Below are 22,342 nucleotides of genomic sequence, written 5' to 3'. Positions count from 1 at the left end.
AGCTAGTATAGCCAAATGAAAAGATTAATACTTGTTACTGTTTTATGGGCATTTTCATTTAGTCTAATAGGGCAATATATTGCTGGTAAGATGGATACCTATCTGGCCATATTTCTAAGACTCTTTTTCGCATTCTTAGTGTTTGTTCCATTTTTAAATTTTAGAAATCTTTTTAGAGTAGAATCTCTTAAGACAATGCTCATTGGAATATTGCAAATCGGAGTGATGTACCTCTTTTATTACAATTCTTTTAAGTATCTATCAGTGTCAGAAGTAGCACTCTTTACTATTTCAACACCTCTCATTATTTCAATTATTGGAAATATTATCGAGAGACGCTTTATCTTAAGACAGCTCTTCAGTGTTTTCTTAGTTGTTTTTGGTGCGGCCATCATAAAGTGGAGTGAGATCTCAAATGATTATATTATTGGCTTCTTGCTTGTTCAGGGAGCAAATATCTGTTTTGGGCTAGGACAGGTTCTTTATCGCAAGATAATCTCTGAGCAAAATCAGATGCAAAAATTTGCACTGTTCTTTTTAGGTGCCCTTATTCCAATCTCATTTGTTTTAATCTCTAGATCAACCTTCGCAAATCTTTCACAAATTACATCCTTGCAGTGGGGAGTCTTGTTGTGGTTAGGCTTTATTGCATCTGGTGTGTGTTACTATCTTTGGAATACTGGTTCTAAGCAAGTTTCATACGGAGAACTCGCTGTTATGAATAATGCAGTTATCCCTGCAGCTATACTTGTTAACGTCTTCTTCTGGGGAGCAAAGATTCAATGGACATCATTTCTACTCGGTGCTTTCATTATAATTTGTGGTATTTTGATTGAAAATAGGAGAACTCAAGATTGTTAATGTAAGAGTTGTGAATATTATTTAAGTTTTTTTGTCCTAAACTGAAATGCTAGAATACATGTATGAAAGCAAATAGTATTCGCACAGAAGTCATAGCAGGAATAACAACCTTCTTAACGATGAGTTATATTATTTTTGTCAATCCGCTCATCTTATCATCAGATGGCACGGGAATGTCTTTTTCTGCTGTTATGACAGGGACTATCCTTGCCAGTTTCGTTGCAACACTTCTTATGGGTCTCATCGCAAAGCTACCTTTTGCCCTTGCTCCTGGAATGGGGCTTAATGCTTTCTTTACTTATACATTAATTCTCGACCAAAAAATTCCCTGGGAGCAAGCCTTGGGCCTGGTCTTTTGGTCAGGTGTTGTCTTTGTTATCTTATCAGTGACGCCATTTAGAGAGAAGTTAGTTAAATCGATTCCAAAGAACTTAAGAATGGCAATGGCCGTTGGGATCGGAATCTTTCTTGCTTTTATTGGACTTAAGAATACCGGTATTATCATTGACCATCCTGTAACACTTGTTCAAACAGCACCGCTTTCAAGTGAGGGGACAGCTGTCATCCTTGGATTTGTTCTTATTATTGCCTTATTTAAGAAGAATATTCCTGGAAGTCTTCTGATAGGGATATTTTTTACTTGGACACTAGGAGCTCTCTTTGGAAAGTCGACTCTTCCTGAAAACTTCTTTGCAACTCCTGACTTTAGCTACTTTATGCAAGCAGATATCTTGGGGGCCTTAAAGATTGCTTATATCCCAAGTATTCTCACTCTTATGATGACTGATCTTTTTGATTCTTTGTCGACTTTTATTGGCGTCGCAGAGACGGCCAATCTTAAAAATGAAAAGGGTGAAATTAAGAATATGAAACAGGCCCTAACTGTTGATGCACTTGCGACTCTCTTTTCTGCATTCTTTGGAACTTCTACGACGACAACCTTTGTCGAAAGTTCCGCAGGAGTAAGCGTCGGTGGCCGCACAGGATTAACATCAGTTATTACAGCAATCTGCTTCCTTCCGTTTCTCTTTCTTGCTCCATTTGCACAGTCCATTCCAAGCTATGCAACGGCCCCTGTTCTTATCTTTGTTGGGATTCTCATGTTTAAGAATATCTCATCAATAAACTTTGAAAAATTTGAAGAAATGATTCCTGCATTCTTATGTATTGTTCTTATTCCACTAAGTTTCTCAATTACAACAGGGATAATGTGGGGATTGTTTGTACATACTATTTTATATATTGTAGCTGGTCGCATAAAGGACTTAAGTCTAACAGAGTGCTTACTTTCTATTGTTGCCTGTCTATATATAATTTTTCATTGATCTCTATCAAATATTTTTTAAGTTTTTATTGGTATAGTAGGATTAAGGAGTGAAAAATGAAAAAAATTATTATCTGTGATTCATGTGGTGCAATTAATCGAATTGATACGACAAAGCTTTCTGCCAGTGGAGCTGTATGTGGAAAATGTTCTAAAGACTTGGACACTAGAGCAAAGGTTCAAAGTATTACCTTTGATAAGCTAGAAAAAATTATTCAACACTCTGAGCTTCCTGTCTTTGTTGACGCTTACGCAGATTGGTGTGGCCCGTGTAAAATGTATGGACCAACTTTTACGGAGTTTGCTCAAAAGAATTGGCAGTCTGCAGAGTTTTATAAAATCGATACTGAAAAGAATCCAATGATCTCGGTTAAGTATGGTATTCGTGGCATTCCCACGACTCTAATCTTTAAAGAGGCGAAGTTAGCGCATTCACAAAGTGGTGTTTTACAAGTTGTGCACTTAGATCAAATGCTTTCTAATTTTTAAAATAACTATCTCCAAATGAGCTTAATGAATTTGTCTACTTCTAGTTCAAAATCAAGTCTAGTTTGACTTAAAGAATTAAGCTCCTTCGTATCTAATGTTGCAGGTAATTTAGATGTCTGATAAAGGCCTATGATATATGTATATGTCATGAGAAGATTCTGAGTGGTCTCTTTAATATCACGTTTAAAATGATTAGCAATATTCTTACTTAAATTTAATAAGTCATCTTGGTGGCCCTTTTTAAAAGGGTAGATAATTTCTTTTGTAATATTTTTCTCTAAAATTAGACTTGCTCTGGATAATAATTCTAAGAATTTTGTGTCCTTAGTAAAAGACTTAACAAGCTCTTTAAGGAATGAATCGATACTAGAGGTATTGATGAGTTCATTATTAATATGCTCGAACCACTTCTGATAAAAGTCATAGAGAATATCTAAGTAAACTTCTTCCTTCGTTTTATAGTAGAGGTAGTATGTACCCTTAGCTACTTGGGCCTTGGCCACGATCTGGTTCACGCTAGCAAGTTCAAAATCTGAACTTATAAATAAATCATAAGCACTTGTTTTTATTAATGTTTTCTTATCCATTCTTACCTCTTTTAAAATTTTACTTGATTACTGACCGGTGGTCAATTAAGCTGTGACCACTGGTCATTTTGTAGGAGTGATAAAATGAATTTGAAAAAGCTAAGTAGAGGACTGTTGTATTTTACATTCTTCTATAACTTATTTGGAACAATCTCTTTTGCTTTCCCTGCTGCCTTTAATAATGCTTCCGGGCTTCCTTTTCCACCCCATGCGGTCTATGCAGCATTTGGGGCCGGAAATATTTTTATCTGGTCTTTCGTTTATCTATTTTTGGCCCGTCAAAGAGAATTTAATCGTCCCTTACTATTAGTTGGTGCCATAGGAAAGTTTAACCTTTTCGTTGCTTTGGTATTCGGTTGGTATGCAAAAGAAGTTGGAGGATCAACCCTGGCTCTCGGCTTGGTTGATGTGGCGATGGGAGTCGTTTGGATTAGTTACTTACTAAACTCAAAAAATCAAAAAAAGGAAATGATATGAATTTAATAAAGTATGCACAACAAAGATACTCTGCAAAATTATATGATGAAAGTAAAATGATACCAAAAGAGAAGGTCGATGAATTAAAGTCAGTCCTTCATCTTGCACCTTCATCAATTAATATTCAGCCTTGGAAGTTTACATTTGTTGAAGATAAAAAAGTAAAGTCTGATCTTGCTGATGCCTCACTTTTTAATGCTGATAAAATTAAACAAGCTAGTCTTCTAGTTGTGTTCAGCGTCCCCGAAGATCTTGAAACTTTTGAAGAAATGATTTCTGGAGAAATGCCTGAACGTACACTCGCAATGTACCAAGGTGGCAAAGAACAAATGTCTCCTGAACAGCTTAATGCGTGGTTTACTCGTCAGCTATACATTGCTCTAGGGCAGGCCTTGACTGCGACAGCACAACTTGGTCTAGACTCGACGCCAATGGAGGGGATAGAGGCGGATAAGTATATGGAGATTCTAAAGATGAAAGACTTTAGGCCTGTGGTGGCCCTGGCCGTAGGCTATGCTGCTAGCGATGATTATAATCGTTTAGAAGTTATGCCTAAATCTCGTCGTGCTTTTGAAAAGGTTATTGAGTCGGTATAGGAGTGGTCTAAACGAAGCTCTTAGTTCCATATTTTGGTACTTTGAAATCAGTTGTTCTGCGCTATCTTAATATAGGGTATGGTTTATTCATCATCTAAATCTCATTAGGTGAATATTTGAAGGAGCGTATCATGTTTAACTATTTAGGAACTATCATTATTAAATAATTTCGAAGCCTCCTTAAGCGGAGGCTTTCTCATTTGTACATATTTTCAAACCCTTACAGTTCAACAATATTGTAAAAGTAACTGATTCCTTAGAAGTCATTTGAATAAGCTCTTCCTTTCTATTAAATTCAGCGAGAATAAAGAAGGGAAATTCATGAAAATCATAATCTTAAGCCTATTATTATCTCTTGGTGTTAACGCTGAAATGGTGTCGATTAGACAATATCAAACTCCAGTTAAGAACCAAAAAGACAGAAATACATGTGCATACTTTGCGGTAACTGCCATGCTTGAGGGTGCTATTAAGAAGAGATTTGATATGGAGTTCGATATTTCAGAGCAATTTCAAATCTACTATGGGAAAGAGCACTTTGGAGAGTATCCAAATGCTGAGCATGGGTACACTTACGAGATTGCACGTAATTTTCGCAATCAATACTTCTTTATCGAAGAGGCCCAGCTTCCTTATCAGATGAGTTATTTTGAAAATAATGGCCCTTGCTCGCAATTCGATCCATTTGATGAAAGCGCGCCTTCATATTGCTTCTCACATGCTCCAGTCGATACTAGATCGCTTAAGAGAGTCAAGATGGATGGATTAGAAGTGAAAATGGTTACAAATTTATGGAGTTCTTGGAAATCCAAAACAGACTTATACGAAGATGAGATTAGAAGTGGGAATGGCCTTGTTGCAACAGTTCTCGTTTATTCTCCTCTTTGGGAAAATGCCCATGTTACACTTCCTGATGAAGTTTTTGCAAAGTGTGAGTCTGGTGAAGTTGCCTGCTATGGCCATGCGATTCACTTTACTGGCTATGACAAAGAAAAGAGAATCTTTCAATTCAAAAATAGTTGGTCAAGTGAGTGGGGTGATGAAGGATATGGTTATATGTCTTATGACTATGTCATGAAGCATGCAGTTGATCCCATCTCATTTAGATGGGACCGTTTCTTGGCCGATATCAGAAAATAATATCAAATAAGATATTTAAAATTCTGACTCTCAATTGAATTAATACTTTCAAATGTTGTCTGTGCAATATTACTTAATGCCTCATGAGTTAAGAAAGCTTGATGAGAAGTAATTAGAACATTTGGAAAAGTCATTAACCTTGCTAGGTCATCATCTTGAAGTACGTCTTGAGAGTGATCGTCAAAGAATAAATTTTCCTCTTCTTCGTAAACATCAAGACCTGCAGCTAAAATCTTCTTTTCTTTCAAGGCTTTTATTAGGGCCTTTGTATCGACAAGCCCACCACGACTTGTGTTGATGAAGACGACACCATCTTGCATCTTCGAAATATTGGCATCATTAATGAGATGATATGAGTTTTTATTAAGTGGGATATGAAGAGAGATGATCTTCGATTCTTTTAAAATCTCATCAAAGCCAACATACTCAACACCTAGATTCTCTAACTCAGAGTCTTTTGTTAAATCAAATGCCAGAACTCGACATCCAAAACCAAGGGCGATTTTACAAAAGGCCTTCCCAATCTTTCCTGTTCCAATAACACCAACAGTTTTCTTATAGAGATCAAAACCAACGAGGCCATCGAGGTTAAAATTATTCTCTCTAACGCGATTATACGCCTTATGAGTTTTTCTATTTAAAGTTAGAATCATTGCCATCGTATGCTCTGCAATTGCTTGAGGGGAGTATTCTGGAACTCTTGTAACAGGGATTTTTTTTGATTTAGCGTATTCCAAATCGACGTTATTAAACCCTGCACATCTTAGTGTGATGAGCTTAATACCAAAATCACTTAGCTGGTCTAGAACTTCTTTACTCACTTTATCATTTGTAAAAACACATACGACATCGTGACCATTAGCAAGTGGAGCAGTTTCTTGATTAAGTTGCTCTTTGATAAAAGTAATATTGTGTCCACTCGCTTGATCTAATAAATATTTTTTTTCAAAATTGTGGGTACTAAAAACAATTATCTTCATACTTCCTCTCTTAGGCGGTAATAAATTATATGTAGTATATGATACAGATTTTGTTAATATTGTAACTTATAATCTTTAAATGGATTTTTAATGAAACAAATAATACTAACACTCTTATCTTTACAAGCATTTGCGCAAGTACCGGCGATTAGACCAAATAACTCTGTTATTATTGAAGATTTTTGTATTTGTAGCGAACAAAAAGATATTCGAGCATCAGCAGGTGAGAGTTGTACTCAAGTATGTCAGAATACTTCTTTTGATATAACAACAATGATTGCTAAAGCTAGCGTAGGAAAAGATATTTCTACCAACCCTGACTTAAGAGATCTTAACGGTTGATGTTCTCATGATCTTGATAATGGAGCACTTAATCCAGCTTCATGCACATTAGTCGTAACTGATGAAGCAGGAGATCAGTATCGATTACTTCCAAAAACATATAATGGCACGAATTCATTTGAAGTTATTTTAAACGACCTTGCTACGAGCAAAGGCTCTGAATATTCTTTTTATTTGGAAGAAAGTGGTAGTGGTGTTGAGTTCGCTAGAAGTAAAGAAGGATATATTTCTTTTTAATGTTCATGAACTTTAAATGGGAATTATAGGAACTTAGTTAATGAAAAAACAAGAATTTAAAATATGGGTGGATGCGGACGCTTGCTATTAACCCACGCGGAGAGCTCTATGATGAAGAGAATATTGGAGAGCGCCTTTCAATGAGAGATTTCATGCAAGAGCTGGCCGAGATGGAGTTGCTATTTCATTTTGTGATGACACAGAAAAGAACCTTTTAAAGGATATTGAGAAAACGATTAAGTATCAAATTCCTCAAGATAAGGATCACCCATTTCATGGTGTCGCAGGAGCTCCTACACAACCTCAAAATAATCGACGTCCAGAAAAGAAGAAGCAGGCTTCTTCAAGAAGTGGTGCGAAGTCTAAAGGCAACAAAACGAGTAAGTCGAATAATCAGCAAAGAAGTGCGAGACGCAGACGTGCTGCAAGTAAAGCGAAGTAGATTGAAATAGGTTAGTGGGATTGCTTCTTTTATAGCCCAATATGCTTCCATACAGAAAGCAGGGTTTTAAGTGTTTGCTTATGATTTAAGTCTTGGGCTTCATTTAAATATTTAACTGTTGCCAACTTTATATCCCTGATAGTTGAATTCTTATTAAGATATTTCATGTAAGCATTGAAAAAAACTTTAGTTGCAACTTCATATCCTACACCCTCAAATTCAACTGTTCCCTCAGACAAGAGATAAAAAGCATTCGTTACTATACCTGCATTATAATAAACATTAGGGCCATTAGGCTTGTATTCGTCAAAGTTACTTGCTTGATCATTTTGTTCTGGGTTTGAAATATCACGTAAGCAAGTACCCTGACCAATATATGCTTCATGTCCTAACTGATAGCAATCTGCACTTGGATTATTTTTAAAGCAAACAAAAACCCCGATAATATCTGCAAATGCTTCATTGAGTGATCCCTGGTCACCTTCGGAAGCAAGTTCTATTGTATTTGCTAACAGCCCATGAGCAAATTCATGGGCAACGATTCCAATACTTGCAGACAAGTGAGTGTGATCTGAAATATTTGAACTCTGCCCGAATGTAATTATATTTTTATCTTTATCCCACCACTTTGCATTATCATTAAATGAGCCTTTTTTTAAAAGCACTGAAATTACTTCCGACCCTTTATTATCAAAGCTATTAAACCCTAAGTGCTCTTTTACGATTCTTATTGTTTTTATAGTATTAACATGAGTATCTACGAGAGCAGGGTTTGAGAATAAGCAATTTTGTGATTGTACAATTTTTCCTGGTACTCCCCAAAAATCATCAGAGAGGAAATACAATGGATCATTGTTTAGGTTGCCATTGCTGTGACCTGTAGTAGTTGTAACTTTATATTCTTTGGAGTGAAGGTATTGTTGAGCACTATAAATATTTTCAACAACGTCAAACACCTGAATCTGACCTCGAGAATCTTTACTATGACATGTGACCATACGGTGATCTTTAAACTGATTAGCAAAGTTATAAGGAAAAGCCTTAAGCGATATGAAAATAGTTACAAGAGCTAATAATTGATACATATGCTCTTATAAGGAATCTAAATATGAGTCGCAACTTATATAGTTATAATTTCAGTGTTTTGTAAAAACTACAGGAGTTCTTAATATAAATATTACAGTACCGAAAGCTTGACCTGCGGTGAGAGCGTAAGCTCTGATCGCTGAGTCTGCATAGGGTTGCGAAAGAATGGAACGAGTGTCAGCTTCGTGAGATTGCAGGGACGCGATACCGAGATGTAATTACAGTACTTTATGCTAAGTAAATAATTTTATTTATTAAGGAAAGCTGACGAAAAACCGATAATATTTATATGAGATTTTTCATTTTAACATTTTCATTTTTTTCAATATTAGTTTCTTGCTCTTCAACAAATAAGGAAGAGTATTCTTTGGTTTATGATCCATCAATAAAAGTTAAAGCCCCCCCCATGTTGAACAAGGAAAAAATAGATTTAGATGTAAATCTTGTTGAATATACTCTTAAAAATTCCTACTCAGGTTATTTTTTTAAAAATAAAAATAACGTAGAACTAGGAATTAAAAAATTAAAAGAATCTGTTGTAAATATTGAATCGATTAAACCAGGAGATTTTTGTAATGTATTAGGGGAATCGTTTTCTCATGTTCAAGATGAGCATTTGACTTTTCAGTTTGGCCCTATGAAATGTGCGAGAAATACATTCGTTGGAAATGTCGGTAAAAGAATCGATAGTGAAGAGAAGAGACTTTGGACGGTAAAAAAAGTTGTTGAAGGTAATAGTAACGTTCTCGTTATCACTATCTCTTGGTTTGCATCACACTCTTCAAATAAATGGGATGGGATGCTTAGAGAAATTAAGACGCATTTAGATAAGATCGATTTTGTTGTCGTTGACCTAAGAGGTAATAGTGGAGGAGATGATACTATTGGATATCAGTTAGCAAAATTATTAACTGGTGGCTCTCCGTTTTCAACACCATATGCAAATCAATACAAAGTCGTTACAAGAGCTGGTTTAGAAAGTCTAGCTAACTTATTTTCTTTCTTGGCACAGAGTGCAGAATCAAAGAAACAAAAAGATTTTTTTTTAGACTTCATAAAAAGAGATAAGCAAAAATATTCTGACTATAAAAAAGAGACCGCTATTGTAAATAAAGAAATACCTGAAGTTATTAGGGCCAAGGCATTAAAGCCAGTCGTGATTTTACAAGATCGTGCTTGTGCATCTTCATGTGAAAGTACAATAGACTTTTTTGAATATATTGATGATGTAACAAGAGTCGGTGAGAACACAGCTGGTCAGGTTCAATTCGGTAATCTTGGATTTGTCGTACTTCCTGAAAGTCGCATTCAGATAAATATACCTTCAACATTTAATAGCTATAGAGATAACAGATTTATAGAGTCTATAGGTATAAAGCCCGATGTTAATGTTCCAAAGGGTCAAGATGCATATGACTTTGCGATAACATATATGAAGAATAGACGTAAGTAATAGAATGTACGGTTAGTTATTAGAATTCCCACTATTTACGATTATTTCAATAATCTGATCATCAAAACCATCAGATTCTTATGTATACTTTTTAGACACTTTTACTTTCTCCATAAAAATTCTTCAATAGGACTGTCTCTCGATCAAGATAATCTATAAAATTGATTCGTATTCACATTTTTACTTTGGCCGAGGAGACACTATGAACAAGATTATTATTGGTTTTTCACTACTTTTAACATTACCAAGCATTACAGCTCAAGCAACACCTGTGTTGACATTTGACTCACTAGTAAACCCTGCAAAAGTAAAGCTTGTAGAAGAAAAAGTAACGAACATTTTAACTACGTCATTAGAGCGATCTAAAGTCTTAAAAGAAAACAACGAATCTGATTATAGAGACCTTGTTGAGCATATTAATATGTCATTCAATGGAGAACTTAAGCTTCTTCTAAAAAATAAAATCAAAACTGTATACGAAAGAAGAAAGAATACTTACACAGCAGATGAATCACTAGAAAGTGATATTGCAGAATTCTTCCAGGAGATTAATGAAATTCATTCAGAAATGTCTGAACTTAGAACTAAGTCTGAAGGAGTTAATGGATGGGAAAAAGATGTCGAGAATAGAACTCACAAGAAAATTGCACAGCTTTGTAAATCTAAAACTTCAAACCTTTGCAATACCTTAGAGAGCCTAATCAGAGGTAGAACATTACATGCAGGTAATAAATGTATTTCGACTTCTCTTTCAAACTGTACTATTGATATTATTAAAGACATTGCTCGTTTAGAAGACAAGCCAGTACGTGAGTACGATAAATCTAAATATATTCCACATAGAAGTATGTATCTTCTTCCGATTAGTTTCCTATCAGAAAATAGTTATATTGATTCTTTAAAAGAAATTCATAGAAATAAGACAGAGATCAAAGTGTCTCATAGTACTTTCTTCAATAACACTATTTCTTATTCAGCTGAGGAAGTAAGTTTCAAGCTTAGTCGTAATGGAGCTTCTAGAGTTATATTTGGAGGCCAATATAGTAAAGTAGAAGATTCACTAGGATATTTTTATGAACTATACTCTCAAAAAGAAACAACACCGAATATGTCAGCTTCATATTAATCAAGAAAAAGTTATATAGAACTTAAAAACAGTGCTTTAGGGTACTGTTTTTTTGTTTTTACTCGAAAAGAATTTTTATCAAATTCATTAAGAAGAACCCTTTAAAGGGGAGACTAATGATTTTGCCATACTGGCATTTCTTATTTGAAATTTAGTGATATTGAAAATGTTAGTGGGATTGCTTGGTTGGTTACCCGAATCGTCCCATCATCGTGTATACGTATAAATGTAGGTTGGAAATTTTGCGGAGAACCCTCTCTCACTCGCATCCTGCTCGGTCGTGCAGGGTTGTTCCGCGCAAAATGCCTTCGTGGCATTTTTCGCGTCCAAAAAAAAAGCCGAGTGGGTTAACTCGGCTTTTAATATCTTAGTCTCCGAAGAGATTAAAACTTGAATGTTACGAAATGAAAATGGCGGGAGCGTAAAGACACGATACCGAGTTAAAATACATATCTTGCAGTTCATTTAGATTTAAATTTAACAAAGAGTATAACAATTTGTGTGGTCATTTTTCTAAAGCTATCTAGGTAGGATAATTTTATGCTATCATTATTCTCAATAGTTTATATTTGTGTGCTCGACAAAATAGCAATTTTTTATAACCTTTGAAAAGGAACTTTTATGAGACTTCTAACTTTAGTTTTCATTGTGTTGTTATCTTCATGTGTGAAAAAAAATAACTTAAATACAAATAAACAAGTATCAATCTTATATGGTGGAGATATTATCACAATGGCCGGTGAGAAGATTGATTATGTTGAGGCACTTGCTCATAGTGATGGAAAGATCTTATATGTAGGAAATAAGGTCGAAGTTCAAGAGAAATATAAAAACGCAAAGATGATAGACTTAAAAGGTGGGACACTAATGCCAGGCTTTATTGAACCTCACTTACATGGTTCATTAGCAGCAGTCTTTCTACAAAATGAAATCATTGCTCCTTATGATTGGGTGATACCATCTGGAGTAAAAAAAGGTGTTGTTGGGCATAAAGCGTATATTAAAAGAATTACGGATTCTATAAAGGCGAATGCTAAAAAAGATAAAATATACTTTATCTGGGGATACCACCAATTATGGCATGGTGATATGTCTCGACAGATTCTAAACAACATTACAAAAGAATATCCCGTTGCTATTTTACATCGTTCATTTCATGAGATTTTCTTAAATGATGCTGCTATAAAAAAACTAGGAATTAAGGAAGAAGACTATAAAGCTAATCCTCAAGTAGAGTGGGGAAGAGGACACTTTTATGAAGGTGGTTGGTTAGCGCTGGTACCTAAAATGGCACCATATCTATTAGAACCTAATAGTTACTTGGCAGGCCTTAGTAATCTATCTAAGCTTCTACTATTAAATGGAGTAACAACTGCTGCAGACCCTGGCTTTCCAAACTCAAACTTTGAACAAGAGCTAAGTCTGCTTATGAAAGAAATGAGTAAGAATCCCCCTTATGATTTCTATCTTATTCCAAATGGTACTCAATTATATGCAATGAAAGGTGGAAACAAAAATACATTAAAGTTCATTGAAACTCTTAGTACAAATCCAGAATATAATAGTACTAATCTGAAGTTTCTTCCAAAGCAGGTAAAGCTCTTTGCAGATGGTGCCATATATTCTCAACTAATGCAGATGAAAGAAAACTATACTGATGGCCATAAAGGTGAATGGATGACTCCACTTGATCTACTTAAAGAACAGATTGAAATGTATTGGAAAAATTCTTACAAAATTCATATGCACTCGAATGGAGACCTTGGTCAGCAACAAGTGATTGATTATGTTAGAATTGCTAAGAAAAAATATCCACGTAATAATCATCGCTTTACACTTCATCACATGGGGTATTTTGATGAGAAGATTGCAAATGATATGTCTGAATTAAATATGGAAGCATCTGTGAATCCTTATTACTTATGGGCCTTAGCAGATAAATACACAAACTATGGTCTAGGAAAAAAAAGAGGTCACAATTTAGTGGCCATGAAGTTATTAATTGACAGAAAAATACCCTTATCTTTTCACTCCGATTTTTCGATGTCACCAGTCGAGCCCTTAACCTTAGCTTGGACAGCAGTCAATCGAGTTACGTCTGAAGGAAGTTCTGTTTCACAAGATCAGAAAATTTCTGTCTTTGATGCTATGAAGGCCATCACGATTACAGCAGCACGAACACTCGATCTTGAAAATGAAATTGGAAGTATTGAAGTAGGTAAAAGAGCAAATTTTACACTTCTAAAAGAGAACCCTTTTAAAGTAAAACCAATAAAGATTAAAGATATTAAAGTTGAAGGTGTGATTTATAATAGTGTCACTTATCTGAATGAGTAGCTTATAAAAATGTTATTGAGATTGCTTAGTTGGTTCTCCTGACCTTATGATCAGGATGATCGGTATGTCTGTGAGAGGCTGGAGCCGAAGCAGACCCCCTTCCGGGTCGGTCATGAGTTGTTCGTCGTCATTTTGCCATCGTGGCATCTTTAGTTTGAAATTAAGTGTTATCGAAAATGTGATTGAGGTTTCAGAGTTGGTTACCCGACTCGTCCCATCGTGGGACTCGCTGGGTTGAATTGCGTCATCTGCTCCTGCAGATGGCCGCAAACAAAAAAAAAAGCCGAGTGGGTTCTGACCTGCGGTGAGAGCGTAAGCTCTTAACGCTGAGTCTGCATAGGCTTGCGAAAGAATGGAACAAGCGTCAGCGCCGTGACATTGTGACCAAAGTTGCAGAAGCAAAAAATTGGCAAAAAAAAAGCCGAGTGGGTTAACTCGGCTTTTAATATCTTAGTCTCCGAAGAGATTAAAACTTGAATGTTACGAAATGAAAATGGCGGGAGCGAAGGGACTCGAACCCTCGGCCTTCTGCGTGACAGGCAGACGTTATAACCAACTTAACTACGCCCCCGCATTTCGTAAGACTTAATATAGGGATTTCGGTTTCATTCGTCAATAGAAAAATTTAAAAAAAGTTCAATTTTTTTTAGCCTGTCTATAAAATTTGTCTATGGTTGTGTGAAAAAGCCAGTAATAAAGGACGTTTCAGAATAATTCTGCTAAGATTGGTCAACGAAAAAAAGGTAAATTTTATGAGTTTTTTAACGTCACTTTGGAATTATTTATTAGTATCGGCTCCGTTTTTAATGTTTGGGCTTCTTGCTGCAGGAGTTATTAAAGCTTTTATCTCTGTTGAGCGCATAAAGAAGGCAATGGGTGGTAAGGGATTAAAGGGAGCGGTAAAAGCCTCTGTCTTAGGTATTCCACTTCCTCTTTGTAGTTGCGCTGTTATTCCTACTGCGGCCACATTAAAAAAGCAGGGGGCTTCAAATTCGGCCACTTCTGCGTTTTTGATTGCAACACCTGAGTCTGGGGTTGATTCAATAGCCATGACTTATGGAATGATGGATATCCCAATGACGATCATCCGCCCAGTCGCTGCTTTTGTGTCGGCGTTTGTTGCTGGTGCTCTTCAATTAGTTTTTAAAACAGATAAAGATGTTGAACAGGTTAGTGGGGAAGTTAAGCCTAGTTGTTGTGGAAGTTCAAAAAAGAAAGATGAAAGTGTTATTGTAAAGCAAAGCTTTGCAAAGAAGGCGCAAGCTTCTGTTCACTTTGGATTTGTTGAGCTTGTTGATGATATGGCCATCTGGCTTGCCTTTGGTATTGTGGCCGGAGCATTCATTGACTTTGCACTTCCTGCTAATTTCTTTGATGGCCTTTCTGGTTGGGGTGGAAGAGGGGCAATTCTACTTGTAGGGATTCCTCTTTATATTTGTGCATCAGCGACGACACCTATTGCAGCTTCTCTTGTAATGAAGGGAATGAGTCCTGGTATGGCATTACTTTTTCTTTTAGTAGGTCCAGCGACGAATATCTCAAATATTTTAGTTATCGGGCAGTATATTGGAAAAAAAGGTGTTGTGATCAACCTTCTTTCAATTGCTCTTGTTGCGCTAGGTTTTTCTTTTTTAACGGACTACCTTTACAGTGCATTTTCATGGCCTCTTAACTTTAATGTTTCTCATCACAATCACGAGACATCAAGCTGGTGGGAAGTTTCATTAGCGGTAGTGTTTACACTTCTACTTCTTCGCTCACTACTATTTGTCGAGCTACCTAAGAGAGTAAAGAAATATTTTGAAGATAAAGGAAATTCAGGTAGCTGTTGCGGTTAACAGCTACCTGTTTGAATATAGAACTCTTTATTATTTGTGGCGTTTTTCGATATCGTCTTTTGACTTATAGATCATACTTCCAAGAGCATTGATAATTGCAGATGAGCGTTTTCCAAAAGCAACCCCTTGAACATTTGCCTCAAAATTTTCGATATCAAAGATCTCCATCTTTTCTGAGTCGTGCCAGTCTCGACTAAAGCGTCTTTCAAAGCTTGCTACTTCTTTCTTATCAAAGATCTGTGCACCAAATTCTCTAAATGAACCTTGGAGAGTATCTGGATTAATATTTGATGAACCACCTAGAACAGTGATTCCATCAATCGATGTAATCTTTCTATGGTTTTCTTGGTGATACTCTTTAGTTGAGCCGTCTGGAAAGTTTGCTGTAATACCATAAGTCTTACGTGCACGTACTTGAATTCCTGCATCAACAAGCTTTTTAACGAATAGGGTATTTGGGAGGCCGTTCATTCCAAAGTTTCCGTTGTGATCGATAACTAGCTTAATATCGAGAAGAGGGTTCTGTCTCTTGGCTTTTACAAGGGCATCGATTACATATGAGTCATATAGGAATAGCTGTTCCATAAAAATATTCTTTTCTGCCTTTGAGATCATATCAACGAGGATATTTCGAACATTCTTAATTGTTCCATCAACATCGGCTTCGGCAAGGCGAATAACGGAGTCACCTTTAATTTCATATTTTTCTTTCTTGATTCGCATATCTTCTAAGATTTGATCTTTTTGAGAGAGGTAGGCACGGTTATCAAAACCTTGTTCTTTATAGTAGAAACCTACTAGCTCTTTTGGGTCTTCCGTAAGTGCCGCTTGAAGATCGCGGTAGTAAGAAGCTTGAACAAGTCCTGCTGCAGCACCTGTTACGTAGATAGCATCATCGTAGTAGTAACCACCACTATGGTCAGTCCAGTTTTTCGAACCAAAATATGCTTGTGCATTTTCAGTGTTTCCATCAACGACAATTACTTTAGAGTGATCAATTTTTGATTCAAAATATGTACTACCTGACTCAAAATATTTGATCGCTTCAGCAGTTTTTGGGATTAGTTTTGTAATTCCAAAAGGGATCCCTGGAGGGTGACGCTGAATATTTGCCTGAAGTAATGAGACACTTTTCTTTAAAACAGGGTCTTTTTCACGACGCTCTTTAATGTATTCAAAGATCGGCATCATCTCATCTAACATATTATAGTTAGTAGCATAGTCGTGTAGTAGGACAACTTTAAAATTAGGATTTTCTTTAAGCTTCTCTTTCGTTTGATCTAAAAGATACTCTGATAGAGTTGCTCCAAGAGTTCCTCCGAAGAGAAAAATATCGATAAAGATTGAGTCCTTAGAACTTGCAATCATATCACGAATCTTAATGTAAATCGGATCCTGTTGAAAAATGATATTTCCTGTAGGATCTTCAGGTGTTGGCATCTTAATATAATCAGAATCGAAGTCTAGAGTCCCACCTGCAAAGATAACTCTTTGATTCAGCCAATCGATACGCTCTAGCGAACGCTCGTTCTCCGAGACGATTTCTGTTTTATTTGAAGGAACAAAACCAAGCGCTGAAAGAGAGTAGTTATTAATATCACTAAATGTTTCTGAAAAATCAATTGTTGCAATTTCATTCTCTTTAATACTTCCGATTACATCTTTACTGCTTGCGATTTTCATTGCCTGTAGCTTTAATGTTGGAAAATAAGTTGAAATAGAATTTGATGTGATTCCTTTTCTCGTGATCTTTGTAAGAAGCTCTTGTGCAGCTTTTTTATCCTTATCCTTCGTTAGAGGATTATCAATAAAGTCTCTGAGTATAAATAGTTTATAGGCCAGGAAGTAGTAGAGAACCTTACCAAGCTCTTTTTCATTTGGAGAAACTTTTGTCCAGTAAGTAACAGGCATTGCTATTTTATTTGGCAAAACTTCGTCAATATTCTTTAAGAACTTTACTGCTTGTTTCTCTTTCGATTTATCGAGCTCTTTTATCGCATCAAAGAAAGTCGGAGCATGAGCATAGTCACGTTTTCCATAGACTGATTCGTAAGACTCTAGAAATAGTTTCTGTGAGTCGAGACGGTCTTTGATATTAAAGCTTGCTGCAAATGATTGCGTAGCAAGAGTTGAAAGTAGAGCTGTTGTTAATAATTTCTTTGTCGATTTCATTGTCGATCCTATTATTTAATAAATTTCTCTAGATTAAGTTTTTGTACAAGAAAGTCTGTATTTTCTTGTAGAAGAGTTTTTCTGATTGCATCTTTAACATGCATTCTTAAATCAAAATCTCTTGGGTTCGTTGTAATACGACTTTTACTCGTAAACTTTTTATCACTGTGGCTGTATACTAAAGTTTTTAGCTCACCGTTGAAGTTTGTACGGATTGTGCCATTAGAGTAGTCTCCTTGAAATTTGAATTTGGAAGTTCTAATGTCGTTCTTTTTATCAAATACACTAAAAAGTCTTTTGAAGAAGCTATCGTACTTCTTGTCAAGGGAAACAATCTCGCCAAAGTGAAAGATCGTTTTAGTTTTCTTAGGAACCAAGCTATCAAGATTGTATTCATAGATTGTATCAACAGTAAGAACTTGTGGTTCTTCATTCTTTGCTTCAAATTCCTGCTCTGTGATATTCAAATATTTTGATTTAAATGAATCTATTTTTAAGTCTGTAGGGTAGTTGATACGATAATACTTACGAAGTCGTACATATCCCTTTATTCCATTCTTTTTTGGATTGGGAATAGGCTGAGATATCTTCCAGTCTGTATCAATTAGCTCTGATGTCAGTGTAATTGCCCCACCGATATATTGATAAATATCGTTAGAAATTGGGATTTGTGTATCTAGGACACGATGTGAGAAATTCTTATTATATGTTTGGAAAGCTTCATAAAGTGATCCTTGAGTCTCAAGGTTTATAAGTTGATTTGTTTGTAACTCATCCTTATATGAAACAGAGTCTTTATTGTAAGGTGTAAACATAATATCGAACTCAAAATTAGAATCGATAAGCTTATGAACCTTAACTGTATAAACAAAAGTATTGAGGAATTCTTTTGTTAATTCAGGAAGTAGTTCCGATTTTAAAGTCGTCCCTTCCTTATTTCCTTTTTCGATAAGTCTTTTGAATCCAGCACTAAGGCCTTTTTCAATTGCTTCTTTACCGTTTTTTGTGAAGTATTTAGCGCCTTTGTCTGACCAGAAGTCTACAGACATCTTGTAGTCGACATTTCCATTGAAGTCTTCATAGATGACATACTCTTCAAAAGGGAATAGTTGTGGGAACTCTTTGTATTCGCCAGGAACTTTTTGAGACGCTGGAGCTCTTCGTTCATGGATTTTTTCTTTCGAATAGACGTTATCAAACTTAGATGTTGAAAAGAATTGATATGCAACAAATGCATTAACACTAAGTACGCACGCTAAAGCAATAAAACTTTGTTTCTTACCTTCACTCATAGTATGTCTCTCTCATTAGTATTTATCCTTCTTATCTTGTCGGATTTTAAATGCAAAAACTTTACTTTAAATTCGTAATCTCTTGAAAATACTTGATAGAAGTAAAGTCAGACTCTATCACTTGTAAAAATAGCGAGTTGTTTTTTATAAAATCTCGCTCGACATATTACCTTTATTTAAGTTTAGAAAAATCTAGTTGGGCGTTATCGTTATTTACAACCAAAAAAAACATGGAGGAAAAAAATGAAAAAGGTAATTCTAAGTCTACTTCTTGCAACAGGTCTTTCTTTTAATGCGTCTGCAGCAGTTGGTATGTTAACAGGTAACTGCTACATCGCTTATACTGGACTACTGGCAATGAAAGTAGGTGTTGGTTACTCAGTAAAAGCAATCTTCTCAGGTGACCAAAAAGATTGGGCAAAAGCCGCTAAGATTGGTCTTGCTGGATTAATTGTTCTTGATAATGAAGGACTAGCAGAGTTTGGCCCTGTGTATGGAACAATTAAAGGTGTGAGTGCAGATCAAATTGCTATCTACAACTCTGAAGTTGAAGAAGCAAATTTAATCCTTGAAGAAGTTGTTGCTCAAATGGATCGAGACACTTCTGTAGCAGAGACTAAAGAAATTTGGGCACGCTACGAATCATCACTATCTCCTGAAACATTAGATGTAATGCGTGCAATTGTTTCAGAATAATAAATAAAACCTTCTACAAAAAGAAAGGCCCTCTTTATTAAGAGGGCCTTTTTATTTTATAAATTTTCTTCGTAAACGAGCTTTTTTATATCCTTTACATTATCTACGTAAAGTTTCCCATATAGATGGTCGATCTCATGTTGAAAAACTGTTGCTAAAAAGTCTTGTGCTTCAAAAACGACTTCCTCTGCCTTTTCATTTAAATATGTCACACGAATATGATTTGGTCTTTCTACATATCCTCTCAGTCCAGGAACCGAAAGACACCCTTCCCAATATCCATCTTCTTGTTCTGTTAAGAACTCAATTCTTGGATTGAAAATAATGAGCTTTCCACTTGGTGTTGCATCTTCGTATCGTGAATCCTCAGGTACATCAATTATTGTAACTTTCTTAGAAACACCAATTTGGGGAGCAGCAATTCCTATTCCACCTACTGCTAGCATTGAATCATTCATATCTTCTAGAAGTTGCTTTGTCTCTTCACTAAGAATTTCTTCTTTAGTAAAATCTTGTGCTATTTCTCTTAGAACTGGATCTCCCATTGTTCTGATTCTTTGTACTGTCATAATTTTATTCCTTTAAATTTACTTTCACCCTCGATTCTATCATAATTTCGTAATGAAAATCTTATTTGTTTGTCTTGGAAATATATGTCGTTCACCGGCCGCTGATGGGGTACTTCTACATCGTATTCAGGAGCTGGCCTTAGAAGAACAGATTCAGGTTGATTCTGCAGGTACTAGTGCCTATCACGCAGGAGAAGGTGCCGATAGACGTATGCAGGAGCATGCCTTGAAAAGAGGATATAAGCTTCCAAGTATTTCAAGAGGTTTCACAAAAAGAGATTTTGAAGAGTTTGATCTTATCGTTGCTATGGATAAGTCTAATTATCGAAATATTTTAAAACTTGACCCTGAGGAAAATTATAAAAATAAGGTTAAATTATTTTGTAGTTTTTGTAGTGGTCCATATACTTCATATGAAGAAGTACCCGATCCATACTTTGGTGGTGCAAGAGGCTTTGAGGAAGTGATGGACCTCGTTGAAAATGGAGTAGAAGGAATTCTAAGTCAATATGGCAATAAAGAAAGATAATTATATTACTCCCAAAGGCTTTGCAAAGCTTGAAGAAGAGTTAAATTTTTTAATGAAAACTGAAAGACCAGAGATAACTGAAACAGTTAAATGGGCTGCTTCACTTGGAGATCGATCTGAAAATGCTGATTATCAGTATGGAAAGAAGAGGTTGCGTGAGATCGATCGTCGCATTCGCTTTCTAAATACAAGAATCAATGCCGCCTTAATTGTTGATCCTCTCTCTGTCACAACTGATAAGATTCAATTTGGTGCAACGGTTACCTTAGAAGATGAGAATGGAAAAGAGAAGAAATATTCAATTGTAGGCGTCGATGAAGTGGACACGACAAAAGGATATGTCAGTTGGAAGTCTCCAATTGCTAGGGCCATGATTGGAAAAGAAGAAGGTGATGAGGTTATTGTTCAGGCACCAGGGGATGATTTTGAGTACACAATTATAGAAATTAATTATATTGATATTGAGGTATAAGATGATTATTGAATGTCCTGTTTCACTTGGTGAGCTCGTTGATAAGATGACTATCTTAAAAATTAAGACAGAGCGTATAGAAGACAATGAGCACGTATCTTTGGCACAGGCCGAATATGATGAATTAGCGAAAACTTTGGCCGAACTAAATTTAGAAGGAATAGAATCTTTTATGAGTGAGCTTAAAGAGATTAATGAGAGGCTCTGGGTAATTGAAGATGATATCCGTCTTAAGGAAAAAGAAGCAGACTTTGGTGAGGAGTTTATCTCTCTGGCACGTAGTGTCTATAAAACAAATGATTTAAGATTTAAGGTTAAAAATTCAATCAATATGAGTTACAATTCAGGCATAAAAGAAGTCAAATCATATAAATAAATAACAAAAGAGTATTTAATGTCGAAAATTCCAACGAATTTAAAGTACGAACTTTATGAAAAGTCAGTCCAAAATCACGAAGTTGATATTGAATTTATCAACAAAGAATATAAGAAGATTTTTGGCCGCTCTCCAAGATCTCTACGTGAAGACTTTGGTGGTACAGCTGCAATGGCCTGTGACTGGGTAAAAGAAGGGAAGGATCGTGAAGCTTGGGGTATTGATCTTGATGAAGAGCCACAGGCATATGGAATGGAAAATCACTACTCTCGTTTAACAGAAGAAGAAAAAACACGTATGCATTATATTAATGGAAACGTGCTTGATGATTATGAATTTAAAGCTGACGTTACGGTTGCTTTTAATTTTTCGTATTTCATCTTCAAAGAAAGAAATGTTCTTCTTAATTATTTTAAACAAGTAAAAAAGAATATGGGACCTGAAAGTATCTTTATGGTGGATATCTTTGGTGGTGAAGAATGTCGTCAAGAGCTAGAAGAAGAGACTGAGCACGATGATCACACTTACTACTGGGATTGTGATAGTTACAATCCATTAACAGAGGAAGTTCAGTACTATATTCACTTTAAAACACATAAAGATGGAAAAATGTATCGTAAGGCCTTCTCATATGATTGGAGACATTGGTCAATTGGCGAGATCAAAGACATCATGAAGGATGCTGGATTTGAAAATATCATTACTTTCTGGGAAGGTGAGGATGATGATGGTTCAGGTGATGGTATCTTCTATCGTTCAACTGTTGAAGAGAACTGTGAGTCTTGGGTGACTTATATCATGGCCTACTAACGTATTTTCAATGCCTTAGTTAGTGTAAATTCGACAGAATTTCTTAAAACCTAAATAAATTCACATTTTTAGTGCTACAAGCTACTGTTTTTAAAATCTAAATAGGACAGT

At 35.7% G+C, this 22,342-nt stretch carries 22 protein-coding genes, 1 tRNA gene and 1 pseudogene; 17 read left to right on the top strand and 7 right to left on the bottom strand.

Annotation, left to right across the window (positions count from 1 at the left end):
* The first annotated feature begins 15 nt into the window (after positions 1-15).
* The 3 genes from ACMAYS_RS11780 (at position 16) to ACMAYS_RS11770 (ending at position 2,674) form a co-directional block, all read left to right on the top strand.
* Positions 16-861, top strand: a complete 846-nt coding sequence (locus ACMAYS_RS11780; RefSeq protein WP_412463366.1) for an EamA family transporter — start codon at positions 16-18, stop codon at positions 859-861.
* Between the two features lie 62 nt (positions 862-923).
* The gene (locus ACMAYS_RS11775; RefSeq protein WP_392993129.1) at positions 924-2,186 is read left to right on the top strand and encodes an NCS2 family permease; all 1,263 of its coding nucleotides are present in this window, start codon (positions 924-926) and stop codon (positions 2,184-2,186) included.
* 56 nt (positions 2,187-2,242) lie between these two features.
* Positions 2,243-2,674 carry a thioredoxin family protein gene (locus ACMAYS_RS11770; protein WP_392858803.1) on the top strand — a complete coding sequence of 144 codons (432 nt, stop codon included), beginning with the start codon at positions 2,243-2,245 and terminating at the stop codon, positions 2,672-2,674.
* A gap of 5 nt (positions 2,675-2,679) precedes the next feature.
* Here ACMAYS_RS11770 and ACMAYS_RS11765 read toward each other — a convergent pair whose 3' ends face one another.
* Positions 2,680-3,261, bottom strand: coding sequence for a TetR family transcriptional regulator (locus ACMAYS_RS11765; protein ID WP_392993128.1), 582 nt, complete (start codon positions 3,259-3,261; stop codon positions 2,680-2,682).
* 84 nt (positions 3,262-3,345) lie between these two features.
* Between ACMAYS_RS11765 and ACMAYS_RS11760 the strand changes: the two genes are divergently transcribed.
* The 3 genes from ACMAYS_RS11760 (at position 3,346) to ACMAYS_RS11750 (ending at position 5,474) form a co-directional block, all read left to right on the top strand.
* Positions 3,346-3,738, top strand: a complete 393-nt coding sequence (locus tag ACMAYS_RS11760) for a hypothetical protein (protein ID WP_412463365.1) — start codon at positions 3,346-3,348, stop codon at positions 3,736-3,738.
* Positions 3,735-4,334: a nitroreductase family protein gene (locus ACMAYS_RS11755; RefSeq protein ID WP_392993125.1), complete on the top strand. Its 600-nt coding sequence runs from the start codon at positions 3,735-3,737 to the stop codon at positions 4,332-4,334. The genes ACMAYS_RS11760 and ACMAYS_RS11755 overlap by 4 nt, the downstream gene beginning before the upstream one ends.
* Before the next feature lie 321 nt (positions 4,335-4,655).
* Entirely contained in the window at positions 4,656-5,474 is an 819-nt protein-coding gene (locus ACMAYS_RS11750) for a C1 family peptidase (protein ID WP_392993123.1), read from the top strand.
* Positions 5,475-5,476: 2 nt separating this feature from the next.
* On the opposite strand, the gene ACMAYS_RS11745 is transcribed toward ACMAYS_RS11750, so the two are convergent.
* Entirely contained in the window at positions 5,477-6,454 is a 978-nt protein-coding gene (locus tag ACMAYS_RS11745; RefSeq protein ID WP_412463364.1) for a 2-hydroxyacid dehydrogenase, read from the bottom strand.
* Between the two features lie 90 nt (positions 6,455-6,544).
* Between ACMAYS_RS11745 and ACMAYS_RS11740 the strand changes: the two genes are divergently transcribed.
* Both ACMAYS_RS11740 and ACMAYS_RS11735 read left to right on the top strand, forming a co-directional pair.
* Positions 6,545-6,796 (top strand): hypothetical protein, encoded by a 252-nt coding sequence (locus ACMAYS_RS11740; RefSeq protein ID WP_412463363.1) that lies wholly within the window; start codon positions 6,545-6,547, stop codon positions 6,794-6,796.
* Between the two features lie 317 nt (positions 6,797-7,113).
* Positions 7,114-7,207: pseudogene (locus ACMAYS_RS11735) on the top strand (DUF188 domain-containing protein); the annotation flags it as partial.
* Positions 7,208-7,504: 297 nt separating this feature from the next.
* On the opposite strand, the gene ACMAYS_RS11730 reads toward ACMAYS_RS11735, so the two are convergent.
* Positions 7,505-8,560 carry a M4 family metallopeptidase gene (locus tag ACMAYS_RS11730; RefSeq protein ID WP_412463362.1) on the bottom strand — a complete coding sequence of 352 codons (1,056 nt, stop codon included), beginning with the start codon at positions 8,558-8,560 and terminating at the stop codon, positions 7,505-7,507.
* Positions 8,561-8,967: 407 nt separating this feature from the next.
* Between ACMAYS_RS11730 and ACMAYS_RS11725 the strand changes: the two genes are divergently transcribed.
* From ACMAYS_RS11725 to ACMAYS_RS11715, 3 genes are all read left to right on the top strand, one after another.
* The gene (locus tag ACMAYS_RS11725) at positions 8,968-10,014 is read left to right on the top strand and encodes a S41 family peptidase (RefSeq protein ID WP_412463361.1); all 1,047 of its coding nucleotides are present in this window, start codon (positions 8,968-8,970) and stop codon (positions 10,012-10,014) included.
* A 202-nt stretch (positions 10,015-10,216) separates the two neighbouring features.
* On the top strand, positions 10,217-11,140 hold the full coding sequence (locus tag ACMAYS_RS11720) for a hypothetical protein (protein ID WP_412463360.1): 924 nt from the start codon (positions 10,217-10,219) through the stop codon (positions 11,138-11,140).
* A 621-nt stretch (positions 11,141-11,761) separates the two neighbouring features.
* A complete protein-coding gene (locus tag ACMAYS_RS11715) occupies positions 11,762-13,477 on the top strand; it encodes an amidohydrolase (protein ID WP_412463359.1) in 1,716 nt (571 codons plus the stop codon).
* A 494-nt stretch (positions 13,478-13,971) separates the two neighbouring features.
* Here the strand turns inward: ACMAYS_RS11715 and ACMAYS_RS11710 are convergent.
* Positions 13,972-14,048 (bottom strand) — tRNA-Asp (locus tag ACMAYS_RS11710).
* 181 nt (positions 14,049-14,229) lie between these two features.
* On the opposite strand from ACMAYS_RS11710, the gene ACMAYS_RS11705 reads away from it, so the two are divergent.
* Positions 14,230-15,315 carry an SO_0444 family Cu/Zn efflux transporter gene (locus tag ACMAYS_RS11705; protein ID WP_412463358.1) on the top strand — a complete coding sequence of 362 codons (1,086 nt, stop codon included), beginning with the start codon at positions 14,230-14,232 and terminating at the stop codon, positions 15,313-15,315.
* 30 nt (positions 15,316-15,345) lie between these two features.
* On the opposite strand, the gene ACMAYS_RS11700 is transcribed toward ACMAYS_RS11705, so the two are convergent.
* Both ACMAYS_RS11700 and ACMAYS_RS11695 read right to left on the bottom strand, forming a co-directional pair.
* On the bottom strand, positions 15,346-17,487 hold the full coding sequence (locus tag ACMAYS_RS11700; RefSeq protein WP_103219179.1) for a phospholipase D-like domain-containing protein: 2,142 nt from the start codon (positions 17,485-17,487) through the stop codon (positions 15,346-15,348).
* An 11-nt stretch (positions 17,488-17,498) separates the two neighbouring features.
* Positions 17,499-18,779 (bottom strand): hypothetical protein, encoded by a 1,281-nt coding sequence (locus ACMAYS_RS11695; RefSeq protein WP_392993109.1) that lies wholly within the window; start codon positions 18,777-18,779, stop codon positions 17,499-17,501.
* A 243-nt stretch (positions 18,780-19,022) separates the two neighbouring features.
* Here ACMAYS_RS11695 and ACMAYS_RS11690 point away from each other — a divergent pair, with 243 nt between their 5' ends.
* On the top strand, positions 19,023-19,475 hold the full coding sequence (locus ACMAYS_RS11690) for a hypothetical protein (protein ID WP_103219181.1): 453 nt from the start codon (positions 19,023-19,025) through the stop codon (positions 19,473-19,475).
* A 56-nt stretch (positions 19,476-19,531) separates the two neighbouring features.
* On the opposite strand, the gene def is transcribed toward ACMAYS_RS11690, so the two are convergent.
* Positions 19,532-20,044 (bottom strand): peptide deformylase, encoded by a 513-nt coding sequence (gene def, locus ACMAYS_RS11685; protein ID WP_103219182.1) that lies wholly within the window; start codon positions 20,042-20,044, stop codon positions 19,532-19,534.
* A 52-nt stretch (positions 20,045-20,096) separates the two neighbouring features.
* Between def and ACMAYS_RS11680 the strand changes: the two genes are divergently transcribed.
* The 4 genes from ACMAYS_RS11680 to ACMAYS_RS11665 are packed head-to-tail and all read left to right on the top strand — an operon-like array spanning position 20,097 to position 22,231.
* A complete protein-coding gene (locus ACMAYS_RS11680) occupies positions 20,097-20,573 on the top strand; it encodes a low molecular weight protein-tyrosine-phosphatase (protein ID WP_103219183.1) in 477 nt (158 codons plus the stop codon).
* Positions 20,554-21,045 carry a transcription elongation factor GreB gene (greB, locus tag ACMAYS_RS11675; protein ID WP_103219184.1) on the top strand — a complete coding sequence of 164 codons (492 nt, stop codon included), beginning with the start codon at positions 20,554-20,556 and terminating at the stop codon, positions 21,043-21,045. The genes ACMAYS_RS11680 and greB overlap by 20 nt, the downstream gene beginning before the upstream one ends.
* A gap of 1 nt (position 21,046) precedes the next feature.
* Positions 21,047-21,421, top strand: a complete 375-nt coding sequence (locus ACMAYS_RS11670) for a DUF6165 family protein (protein ID WP_412463357.1) — start codon at positions 21,047-21,049, stop codon at positions 21,419-21,421.
* Between the two features lie 18 nt (positions 21,422-21,439).
* Positions 21,440-22,231 carry a hypothetical protein gene (locus ACMAYS_RS11665; RefSeq protein WP_103219186.1) on the top strand — a complete coding sequence of 264 codons (792 nt, stop codon included), beginning with the start codon at positions 21,440-21,442 and terminating at the stop codon, positions 22,229-22,231.
* Positions 22,232-22,342 lie beyond the last annotated feature (111 nt).

It is taken from the genome of Halobacteriovorax sp. RT-2-6, from assembly GCF_047085025.1.
Taxonomy (GTDB): Bacteria; Bdellovibrionota; Bacteriovoracia; order Bacteriovoracales; family Bacteriovoracaceae; genus Halobacteriovorax_A.
Note: the sequence above shows the minus strand (reverse complement) of the source record. Positions and strands in the feature narration are given on the sequence as shown.

Bases quoted from the DNA above. Each gene is read 5' to 3' on its own strand.
- ACMAYS_RS11680 (WP_103219183.1), top strand. From the start codon at position 20,097: ATGAAAATCTTATTTGTTTGTCTTGGAAATATATGTCGTTCACCGGCC.
- ACMAYS_RS11670 (WP_412463357.1), top strand. From the start codon at position 21,047: ATGATTATTGAATGTCCTGTTTCACTTGGTGAGCTCGTTGATAAGATG.
- ACMAYS_RS11780 (WP_412463366.1), top strand. From the start codon at position 16: ATGAAAAGATTAATACTTGTTACTGTTTTATGGGCATTTTCATTTAGT.
- ACMAYS_RS11740 (WP_412463363.1), top strand. From the start codon at position 6,545: ATGAAACAAATAATACTAACACTCTTATCTTTACAAGCATTTGCGCAA.
- ACMAYS_RS11720 (WP_412463360.1), top strand. From the start codon at position 10,217: ATGAACAAGATTATTATTGGTTTTTCACTACTTTTAACATTACCAAGC.
- ACMAYS_RS11760 (WP_412463365.1), top strand. From the start codon at position 3,346: ATGAATTTGAAAAAGCTAAGTAGAGGACTGTTGTATTTTACATTCTTC.
- ACMAYS_RS11725 (WP_412463361.1), top strand. From the start codon at position 8,968: ATGTTGAACAAGGAAAAAATAGATTTAGATGTAAATCTTGTTGAATAT.
- greB (WP_103219184.1), top strand. From the start codon at position 20,554: ATGGCAATAAAGAAAGATAATTATATTACTCCCAAAGGCTTTGCAAAG.
- def (WP_103219182.1), bottom strand. From the start codon at position 20,044: ATGACAGTACAAAGAATCAGAACAATGGGAGATCCAGTTCTAAGAGAA.
- ACMAYS_RS11770 (WP_392858803.1), top strand. From the start codon at position 2,243: ATGAAAAAAATTATTATCTGTGATTCATGTGGTGCAATTAATCGAATT.
- ACMAYS_RS11690 (WP_103219181.1), top strand. From the start codon at position 19,023: ATGAAAAAGGTAATTCTAAGTCTACTTCTTGCAACAGGTCTTTCTTTT.
- ACMAYS_RS11700 (WP_103219179.1), bottom strand. From the start codon at position 17,487: ATGAAATCGACAAAGAAATTATTAACAACAGCTCTACTTTCAACTCTT.
- ACMAYS_RS11730 (WP_412463362.1), bottom strand. From the start codon at position 8,560: ATGTATCAATTATTAGCTCTTGTAACTATTTTCATATCGCTTAAGGCT.
- ACMAYS_RS11765 (WP_392993128.1), bottom strand. From the start codon at position 3,261: ATGGATAAGAAAACATTAATAAAAACAAGTGCTTATGATTTATTTATA.
- ACMAYS_RS11750 (WP_392993123.1), top strand. From the start codon at position 4,656: ATGAAAATCATAATCTTAAGCCTATTATTATCTCTTGGTGTTAACGCT.
- ACMAYS_RS11695 (WP_392993109.1), bottom strand. From the start codon at position 18,779: ATGAGTGAAGGTAAGAAACAAAGTTTTATTGCTTTAGCGTGCGTACTT.
- ACMAYS_RS11745 (WP_412463364.1), bottom strand. From the start codon at position 6,454: ATGAAGATAATTGTTTTTAGTACCCACAATTTTGAAAAAAAATATTTA.
- ACMAYS_RS11715 (WP_412463359.1), top strand. From the start codon at position 11,762: ATGAGACTTCTAACTTTAGTTTTCATTGTGTTGTTATCTTCATGTGTG.
- ACMAYS_RS11665 (WP_103219186.1), top strand. From the start codon at position 21,440: ATGTCGAAAATTCCAACGAATTTAAAGTACGAACTTTATGAAAAGTCA.
- ACMAYS_RS11755 (WP_392993125.1), top strand. From the start codon at position 3,735: ATGAATTTAATAAAGTATGCACAACAAAGATACTCTGCAAAATTATAT.
- ACMAYS_RS11705 (WP_412463358.1), top strand. From the start codon at position 14,230: ATGAGTTTTTTAACGTCACTTTGGAATTATTTATTAGTATCGGCTCCG.
- ACMAYS_RS11775 (WP_392993129.1), top strand. From the start codon at position 924: ATGAAAGCAAATAGTATTCGCACAGAAGTCATAGCAGGAATAACAACC.